Annotated in this window: 8 protein-coding genes; 4 read left to right on the plus strand and 4 right to left on the minus strand. The window is 62.3% G+C overall.

Going from position 1 to position 8,851, the window contains the following annotated elements; all coding sequences use genetic code 11:
- The 3 genes from ACFMO5_RS02595 to ACFMO5_RS02605 form a co-directional block, all read left to right on the plus strand.
- Positions 1-658 (plus strand): extracellular solute-binding protein (locus ACFMO5_RS02595; protein ID WP_376791214.1); only part of this gene is annotated, 658 nt, incomplete at its 5' end.
- 251 nt (positions 659-909) lie between these two features.
- Positions 910-2,274: a carbohydrate ABC transporter permease gene (locus ACFMO5_RS02600; protein ID WP_376791215.1), complete on the plus strand. Its 1,365-nt coding sequence runs from the start codon at positions 910-912 to the stop codon at positions 2,272-2,274.
- Positions 2,271-3,215, plus strand: coding sequence for a sugar ABC transporter permease (locus tag ACFMO5_RS02605; protein WP_376791216.1), 945 nt, complete (start codon positions 2,271-2,273; stop codon positions 3,213-3,215). Before ACFMO5_RS02600 ends, ACFMO5_RS02605 begins: the two co-directional genes overlap by 4 nt.
- Positions 3,216-3,262: 47 nt before the next feature.
- Here the strand turns inward: ACFMO5_RS02605 and ACFMO5_RS02610 are convergent, their stop codons facing one another.
- The 4 genes from ACFMO5_RS02610 to ACFMO5_RS02625 form a co-directional block, all read right to left on the minus strand.
- The gene (locus ACFMO5_RS02610) at positions 3,263-3,724 is read right to left on the minus strand and encodes a hypothetical protein (protein WP_376791217.1); all 462 of its coding nucleotides are present in this window, start codon (positions 3,722-3,724) and stop codon (positions 3,263-3,265) included.
- Between the two features lie 139 nt (positions 3,725-3,863).
- On the minus strand, positions 3,864-5,564 hold the full coding sequence (locus ACFMO5_RS02615) for a helicase HerA domain-containing protein (protein WP_376791218.1): 1,701 nt from the start codon (positions 5,562-5,564) through the stop codon (positions 3,864-3,866).
- A gap of 117 nt (positions 5,565-5,681) precedes the next feature.
- Positions 5,682-6,296 (minus strand): hypothetical protein, encoded by a 615-nt coding sequence (locus ACFMO5_RS02620; protein ID WP_376791219.1) that lies wholly within the window; start codon positions 6,294-6,296, stop codon positions 5,682-5,684.
- A gap of 32 nt (positions 6,297-6,328) precedes the next feature.
- On the minus strand, positions 6,329-7,516 hold the full coding sequence (locus ACFMO5_RS02625) for a DNA double-strand break repair nuclease NurA (RefSeq protein WP_376791220.1): 1,188 nt from the start codon (positions 7,514-7,516) through the stop codon (positions 6,329-6,331).
- A gap of 912 nt (positions 7,517-8,428) precedes the next feature.
- On the opposite strand from ACFMO5_RS02625, the gene ACFMO5_RS02630 reads away from it, so the two are divergent.
- Positions 8,429-8,851: Rho termination factor N-terminal domain-containing protein (locus ACFMO5_RS02630; protein ID WP_376791221.1), on the plus strand; the 423-nt coding region annotated here is incomplete at its 3' end.

Below are 8,851 nucleotides of genomic sequence, written 5' to 3' on the forward strand. Positions count from 1 at the left end.
CGCCTTCGGGACCTGGCCGCTGGATGAGAACGACAAGCCGACCTTCGACAACGAGGGCACGGTCGGGGCGCTTCAGTTCGTCCAGGATCTCAAGTTCAAGCACAAGGTGGTCCCCCAGGAGTGCGACTACAACTGCGCCGATACCCTCTTCAAGGAGGGCAAGGCGGCGATGATCATCAACGGCGACTGGTCTCTGGGGGGCTACGCGCAGGTCCTGGGCGACAAGCTGGGCGTGGCTCCCATCCCGAAGGTGACCGCCACCGGCAAATATCCGACCCCGATGACCGGAGGTAAATACTGGATGGTCTCTAAGGCCGTCCTTCAGGATCCTGCCAAGGTGGAGGCCGTCAAGACCTTCGTGGCCTATATGACCTCAGCGGATGTGCAGAAGAAATGGATCGAGAAGTTCAAGCGTCTGCCTTCGCTGAAGACCCTGAAGGATGAGCCGATGATCCAACAGGATCCGATCCTGAGGGGATCCTTCGAGCAGCTGCTGCTGGGACGGCCTATGCCGGCGGCCCCGGAGATGCGCTGCGCCTGGGACGCCATGCGCCCGAACCTCGAGGGCGTGATGGCGGGGAGCCTCACCCCGGCCGACGCGGCGAAGGCCATGCAGCAGGCGGCCGACCAGTGCGTGGCGGAGCTGGGGAAGAAGTGAAAGGTATGACCGGGTCGAACGAGGCGAGGGGCCGTAACAGCCCCTCGCCTCGTTATACGCAGTAAGCCTCGTGCGGTCAGGCTTCGTGTCACGAAAGGGACAAGCGCTCTTAGCGCAGAGGGGTCCTAAGGGTGATGCCTCGCGCATGCCTTGAACACATCCTCAGCCCTTAAGCGGGACGGCGTATCGACCCGGTGGATGGGGGCCATGGCGGATCGGTGGAATAGTGGCAGTGGATAGGAGGCGCAAGGATGGGCGCGTTGACCCCCTCGCTGATGATTCGCTCGTTAAGCCAGGTTCTAGGCTTCGTTTTAGCCATCGCAGTTGTTCTGGCCTTGCTGGAAGGCTATGTGTATCTCCTCTTCTTTCGCCGGCCCCGTGGCCTTCCCGCCGCCACGTTCGCTCGGGCCGTTCAGGGCGTCATCGCTGCGCTCCTGTTTTTGCTGATCCTGCGCTTTCTGGAGCGCATGGGGTTAATCGCTGATCTTGTGGCGGCGTGGGGTCTCACCCCTGTCGTGACCCTTCCGGAGCGGCTCTGGGCCGAATGGGCAGCCCTCGTTCCTGCGCCATGGCATCTGATGATCCCGCTGGCGCTGGTCTTGGTTCTGGAGGCGGTGATCTATTTCACCGGAAAGCCCCACCCTTCCCGTCTGGGTCTGGCCTACGTGCTCGTCCTCCCCGCACTGGTCGGTGTCAGTTTCCTCATCATCATCCCCTTTCTGTTTGAGGTGCGCCTGGCCTTTTCGAACATGGCGATGTATACCGCTCAGAACCCTCAGTTCGGGCTGCGGTACGGCGTCGAGAACTTCGTCAAGGTGTTCACTGGTCCGGTCGCTAAAGATGCTACGTTCTTCGAGGTGTTCGGGCGAACCGTCCTGTGGACAGTGATCAATGTCTCGCTGCACGTCACGGGCGGTTTGATCCTAGCCCTGTTGTTGAACCGATCGATGCGGCTTCGGGGCCTTTATCGGACGATCCTGATCCTCCCCTGGGCGGTTCCCTCCACCATCACCGCGATGGCGTGGCGCAACGAGTTCGATTTCCGCTACGGTTTTTTCAACATCATCCTTCGAAACGCCCAACAGTTCTTCACGGATCTCGCCGCCCAGACCCAGGCGCTCCCCCTCATCAACGACCTGTTCAGCTGGCTCTCCCAGGCAGTCCATCCGGTCCCCTGGCGTCAGGACCCCACGTGGGCTTTCATCTCCGTGGTCATGACGAACGTCTGGCTGGGGATCCCCTTCATGATGGTGGTGATCCTGGGCGGGCTGCAAAGCATCTCCCAGGAATACTATGAGGCTGCCGAGATCGACGGGGCGAGCAAATGGCAACAGTTCTGGCACATCACCTTGCCGCTGCTCCGACCGGTGTTGGTGCCGGCGACGATATTAGGCACCGTTTGGACCTTCAACCGGTTCGAGGTGATTTATCTGGTCACCCAGGGAGGGCCCCAGGAGAAGACGGATATCCTGGTCTCCTCGCTTTACAAGGCCATCTTCCAGTTCTACCGCTACGGGTTCAGCGCAGCTTTCGCGCTGGTGATTTTCTTCATCCTGCTCCTGTGGTCGATCTTCTACCTGCGGATCACGAAGGGATTGCGGGGGATTTACGAATGAAGCGGGAAGGATTCTGGTCTCCGGTTGTGGAAGCTCCAGCCGCCCAGGTCCGGCCGTGGCCCCAGCTCCGGCTGCGGGCGCTGTTCTACCGGCCCCGTGGGGACAGCCCGGTCAAGCGGTTGTTCATCCATCTGGCGTTGTGGGTCGCCTGCCTGATCGCTGTCTATCCGGTCCTGCGTGTGGTGACCATCTCGCTGCGGCCGGCGAACAAGCTCCTCACCACCAGCCTGGCGATCATCCCAGAGGACGCCACGCTGGCGAACTATATCGAGCTGCTGTTCGGGCGCCCCGGGCGGCCCACCGAGTTCTATCTCTGGATCTGGAACAGCCTGATCATCACCTTGACCACCGCCACCGTCGGGCTTCTGCTCTCCGCCACGGCAGCTTACGCCTTCTCCCGTTTCCGCTTCCCTGGGCGCAACGCCGGGCTGATCTTCCTGCTCAGCACCCAGATGTTTCCGGCAGCGATGTTGCTTCTCCCGCTCTTTATCATGATCTCCCGCCTGGGCCTGATGAATTCCTACCTCGGCCTGGTCATCGCCTACTCCGTGACCGCCGTCCCCTTCAGCATCTGGATGCTGAAGGGATATTACGATACCATCCCCCGCGACTTGGAGGAAGCAGCCCTCATCGACGGTGCATCCCGCTTGGGGGTTCTGTGGCACATCATTCGCCCTCTCTCCACACCTGCCCTGGCGATCGCTTTCCTGTTCAATTTCATGAGCAGCTGGAACGAATACATCGTGGCCCGGATCATCCTGAACAAGCGGGAGATGTACACCTGGCCGTTGGGGCTGTGGACCTTCACGGAGCAGTACACGGTGCTATGGGGGAAATTCGCCGCCGCCTCGATCCTGGTGGCCGTCCCCGTCACCATCCTTTTCCTCTATTCGTCCCGTTGGCTGATCTCCGGGTTAACATTGGGAGGCGTGAAAGAGTGAATCCCCTGGGGGGAGCGCGCAAGCCGCTGGTTCCATCAGATAGGGGATCACGGCTCGCCGGAGACGGGCCCCCGCGCCCGATCCGGAGGGCATAAGAAGGGGGAACCCTGGCGTCCCGCGTGGTAGGCGTATCGTTGCCCCCGGGCCTCCAAGAACACGCGGTAGCCCGGGGTGAGGACCTGAAGATACATGCGCCCGGGCTCGGGGCACCCCAGGCTGCTATCCGGCCAGGTGACCGCTTGGGCCTCGATCACCCGGATCTCATCCGTCGGAAGCCCCAGGCGGGCCGCCAGATCCTGCCGGGCCAGTTCGATCACTTGATTCAGCGAGAGCTCCACGGATGGCCCCCCAGGAGTTTTCGGAGCAGGGGTGAAAGCCGGCTGCGGAGGGGCGGGGAGCGGCGAGAAACCTTCCAGTGGGGAAACCCCAGGGCCCGTCGGCGCGCAAGCCCCCAGCCACCCGCTGAGAATCCAGAGCCCCACCATCCACCGCCATCGCCGTTGCACCATGCCTCGGCCTCCCGGAACGATTTCGAAACACCCCGTGATCCTTTGGATCGTTGGGGCCCGTTCTATCCAGAGGAAAGACGTTCCTGAGAAGCTCATGGTTCCCGGCCCGCCCCCAAATCCCCCCAATCAAATGAGGGGCTTACAGATCGTCATCCTCCCCCCGCATCACCCGCAGGTATCGATCCGCCGGATCCGCATGTTCAGCCAGCTCCTCGTAGAGCGAGGCGTCGTAGGACCGAGTTCGGACCACCACCGGCATCGGCACCGCATGCCCCAGAAGCAGGGCCTGCTGTTTGGTCTCCAGCCGGGCCAACACCTCGCGGAGCCGGGAGGCTCCGGAGATCCCGGAAAGGCCCGCCCGCACATCCTCCTCGTGATCCAGCAGGCACAGCATGCGGGTTCCGATTTGGGAGAGCACCTCGCTGTCGATCTGGCTGGGCCGCTGGTCGACGATGAGCAGCGTGACGTTATATTTGCGCAACTCCCGGGCAATGGTGCCGAACACCGTGTGCTCGGCGATGCCTGGCTGCAGGAACTTATGGGCCTCCTCGACGACGATCACCAGATGCGGCGGCTCCCGGCTCGAATCCCCCAGCGCCGCCTCTTTGCGGCGGACATATTCCGCGTGGATGCGGCGGGTCAGGTAGTTGGCCACCAACACGTAGGCGGCCATGTCGTTGCCATAGCGGCCGAATTCCAGGATCACGCTCTGGCCCTGAAGGAGGCAGGAGAGGATGGCTTGGGCGGCGTCCTCAGCGGCTTCGGGGACCAGAAACCGGAAGCGATGGAAGAGCCCCAGCTTGCGCTGGAGGGCCCCCAGGGTGCTGCTGGTGATCAAATCCCGCTCCACCAGCTCGGCCAGGGGATCTAAGGCCGCCTCTTCTTCAGCCTCCTCAGCGGGCGCCCGCTCCTCCAGCAGGGTCCGCAGCCAGCTCCGGCCCAGCCGTCGCCGCAGCATATAGAGGGCACCGATTTGGACTTCGCTCAGGCCGATCACCCCGCGCAGGAGTTCTACGTCCTCCGGCTCGATCTGATCGTAGCCGATGCGGATCACCAGATCATACCGACTGTTCCGGCGCCGAGAGGACTCCTCATCCAAGGTGGCGATCACGACGCGGGAGAAACATCCGGGAAGTTGCTTTAGGCCCTTCACATACCCTTCCTCGCCTGACGCGCTCCACCCATATTCATTGTGCATATCGAACACCAGGGCGACAGAGGCGTTGTGGAAGATGATCCCCGCCAGCAGCAGCCGCGTGAGGAACGTCTTCCCTGTCCCGCTCTTTCCGAACACGCCGCTGGAGCGCTCCACCAGGCGATCCAAGTTCAAGGGGATGCGCACCCCCGGCATATCCAGGGGCTCCCCGATGACGAAATACCGATCCTCCCGTCCCTTCACTGAAGGGCGGAAGATGGCATGCACATCTTCTTCCGTAGCTTCATAAACGGGCGAGAAATGGGCCGGAACCGTTTTCACCGGCCGCGGGAGTGGATCGTTCTCCTCGAGGACCAACATCGGCTGGACATGGATTTGGCCGAACACCCCGATGCCGGCCACCATCTCGCGGATCAGTGGGTCGTCGGGGTCCGGAGGCATGCGCGCGAGATCCGGGTTGACGCTGTCCAGCCGGATGTCCGTGATCATCCCGAAGAAGCGTCGACGGTAACCCTGGATCATCACATAGCGCCCGACCGCCAGGCCCTCGATCGTAATCCGTGAGTCTAATTTGACCACCAGCCCTTCGGAAAGGGAGCCTCCGATGACAATCCCCAACCGGCGCGCTTCCAGCGCCAGGGGCTTGGATCGGGCTCCGAGGATCGCTTCCAGCTCTGAGGCCATAAGCAACCTCCGGTCAGCAGGCGGGTCCTTCAATTTTGGCTCCTGGAGGGTTTGGGGGTGAGCTGGACCCCTTCGGCGCCCGGCTCACCCCCCATCCCGAAATCCCCCAGGGAAATCTCAGATCGTCATTCGAATGCGGCGCAGGACCTGACCGAGACGGGTGGGCTCATCGGCCAGCAACCGCACCACCTCCTGTCCGATTCGGATCAGAAAATCCCGCTGGTGAGGGCCGGGGCGAACCTCCGCTGCGGCCCGGATCACCGCGGCGAGCACATCGTCCGAAGCCTCGCGGGCCTCGATCAGCGTGCGCACGAAGTCCGGTTGCTCGGTGAACCGCTGGATCTGCGAAGGGAGACAGGTGTAAACCGGCTCCAGCAGGGCCGGCGGTTGATGGGGAACGCCATAATACGTGAAGCGGTCCCGCATGTAACCCAACGTGAGCACCCCGATTTGGACCGGGAGGTTGCGGTTTTCGATCATGTCTTGCTGGATCTCCTGGGGGGGGACATCCTGGAGGGCCACCATGCGGGTGAGCTCATCCCCCTGCAGGACCAGGTCATAGATCACTCCGATGATCGTGGTCTCGCCTCGCGCGGTCTGGACAAAGGAGCCGAAGGATGGGATGTCCTCGGCGGTCAGCCGGCAACCCACCAGAAAGGCCCGGGCGCTGGCTTCGATCACCCGACCGATGAACGCCGGCCCCGATTGGAGGGGATCCTTCTTGGCCGCCATTGAACCTCCAGTTCGAAAGGATTCGGGCCTCTTTACCCTCCCAGCCACTCCTTCTGCTTCGCCTTGGCGGAGATCGAAGGACGAAGGCCCCGACGGAGGAGGGCCTCCTGGATCATCTGCTCCAGGCGCAGCCGTTCCTCCGAGCGGATGCGGGCCAGTTCGTGGGCCCGGGTGAGCAGATAGGGATAGGGGGCTTCCGCCAGGATGCGACACTGATCCCAGATCGCGCGATGCAGCCGGTCCAGACGGACACGATCCTGGGCCACCCACTCGGGGATCTCCACACGGGCCAGATGAGGACGGCCCTCCGTTCCCACGTTGAGGTAGAAGAAGAGCAGCCGATGTCCCTCGTGGCCCAGGTGATCATTGATCGGCCAAGTGGGGGCGAAGAGGGCTGAGCGCTCTCCGGGTTGAAGCAGCTCGGCGAAGAGCATGCGATCTCGCAGTTGACCGAACGGGTAGTCGGCGACCTTCTCCCGAGAGATCTCCTCTAGAAGCCCTAAAGCCAGCAAGCGCAGCACCGCATGGCCCGTCGGCCGATCGACGTATCCGGCGATGGCGCCCCCCGTCCCCTTGGCGGATTCGAAAGCCCTGACGGCGCGTCGGAAAAGCTCCCGATAGCGTTCGGCGGGGACCGCGGCGAAGGGCTCGCCGCGGGCCAGGGCCCATGGGAGCAGCAGGCCGTCGGCCAATCCCACCGGCGGGCCGAAGGGATCGCCCGCCCGGCGGGCCATCGCTTCCGCCAGCCCTTCCAGCTCCTGGATGTCCCGCTCCGCCTCCAGGTCGTTCAGGGCGCGCATCTCTCCATCTTCCGTGAAGAGCTCCTCCTCCCGATACCAGAAGATGAGATGGTGCCGGGTTTCGGGCGGGGCGCCGGAGCCGGGGCGCATCTCGATCAGTCCGATGTTCAGAACAAAATAGGGAACCGTCCCATGGCGATCCGGGTAAATCTGGGAACCATCGGCGGCGATCACGAGGGCCTGAGGAAGCTCGGCGGGGAGGGGGAATCGAGCGGCAAGGGGTTCCCCCCAAGGGATCGCCCCGCGCCAGCCGACACGGAGGGCCTCCCGGGCCATCTGTTGCAAACGCTCCAGATCCTCGGAAAACCGATGGAGCAGGCTGAGGGCATATCGTAAGGTCGGGGGATGGGCCCGAAGGCGATCCCCCGCATACTCGGCCAACTCCTGCACATATAATCTCACCTGCCGCCAGTCCAGCATCTCAGGATCCCCGCGTATCCGGGTCTCAGGGATCTTTGGCGCGTTCGCCAAGACCCTCACTCAAATTATATGCGGAAAGAAGACCGGTGGCCTGCATTTGCTTTGACGGATTCGGCAAAGCCAGGTATAATGAAAATGCTTCTGCCGCTTGAGGCATCGACCCCGAGGATCACCAAGGGTATCTAGATAGAGGGGTTGCGCACCGGGTCTCCCCTGGGCGTTGAGGGCAGGTATGCCCCGAGGATCGTTCAGCGGCCCACGCCTACGTTCTTGGAGGGGACGAGTTGTGACTTCAAAACGATGCCGCTGGTTCTCCTGATCCATCTTCCCTGCAGTCGATCCGGCTATGCGGGGAGGAGGGTGTTGAGGATATCCAGAGGGACCTTCCAGGTGCCACTCCTCACCCTAGAGACATCTAAGTTGCTGATTCGCCTCCCCTGGGGGCACATTCATGAACCTGGCGGTTGAGCACCTGCTCCCCTGTGGGGCGGTAGTCCATCGAAGCGAATGGATCCGTTCGTTCTCCAGGGGGTTAGGACTTGCCAGGGGCCTTTCGCTCTTGGCTACCTCTAATGTGATCCTCTTTCCGCGCCGCTTCAGGCCGCAGGAAAGGGAAAGCGCTTTGATCTTCCGCAACTTTTGGGCAGCGGGTCGTCACTCCAGAGGGTCGTGATCAGACCACCGCCCGGCGAAGCAGGCTGGCTCCACGCCCTTCTTCCCTCCCCATGCGACGCAGTCACATGGGGAGGGAAGAAGAAAAGTGTTCTTTGTGGTGCGGGCCACGCAAGCGGCCCGCACTACGAAGAAATCCCACGAGTAAAAAGATCATCACCACGTTGAGGTGACCACCGCGTAGCAATAGATGACTCAAAACTTGCAATTCCAATCCCAATCCTTAAGAGTGGAGCGACCATGGAACAGGCACAGGTTCAGGTTCCCATCCTGGATTTCGATTACATCCATCTGGAATCCAAAACCTTAGATGAGCTCCGCGAGCTGGCCCGGGGCCTGAAGATCCCCAGTTACAGCCGCTTGAAAAAGCAGGATCTGATCATGCGGCTCCTCCAGGCCAAAGCGGAGCAACAGGGCTACGCCTTCGGTGGGGGGACTTTGGAGATCGTTGAGGATGAGGGCCTAGGTACTATCGGTTTCCTTCGGGTGAACCCGAATTTCCTCCCCAGCGCCCACGACATCTACGTCAGCCAATCCCAGATCCGGCGCTTCGGCCTGCGTCGGGGGGATTTCGTGGTCGGCCAGATCCGTCCCCCCAAGGAGACGGAGAAATATTACAGCCTCCTCCGGGTGGAGGCCGTGAACGGCCTGGATCCGGAACAG

Origin of the sequence: Thermoflexus sp. (assembly GCF_042408365.1) — a bacterium.
Taxonomy (GTDB): domain Bacteria; phylum Chloroflexota; class Anaerolineae; order Thermoflexales; family Thermoflexaceae; genus Thermoflexus.

Excerpts from the sequence above, each read along its gene's own strand:
- ACFMO5_RS02600 (WP_376791215.1), top strand. The coding sequence starts at position 910 with ATGGGCGCGTTGACCCCCTCGCTGATGATTCGCTCGTTAAGCCAGGTT.
- ACFMO5_RS02605 (WP_376791216.1), top strand. The coding sequence starts at position 2,271 with ATGAAGCGGGAAGGATTCTGGTCTCCGGTTGTGGAAGCTCCAGCCGCC.
- ACFMO5_RS02610 (WP_376791217.1), bottom strand. The coding sequence starts at position 3,724 with ATGGTGCAACGGCGATGGCGGTGGATGGTGGGGCTCTGGATTCTCAGC.
- ACFMO5_RS02615 (WP_376791218.1), bottom strand. The coding sequence starts at position 5,564 with ATGGCCTCAGAGCTGGAAGCGATCCTCGGAGCCCGATCCAAGCCCCTG.
- ACFMO5_RS02620 (WP_376791219.1), bottom strand. The coding sequence starts at position 6,296 with ATGGCGGCCAAGAAGGATCCCCTCCAATCGGGGCCGGCGTTCATCGGT.
- ACFMO5_RS02625 (WP_376791220.1), bottom strand. The coding sequence starts at position 7,516 with ATGCTGGACTGGCGGCAGGTGAGATTATATGTGCAGGAGTTGGCCGAG.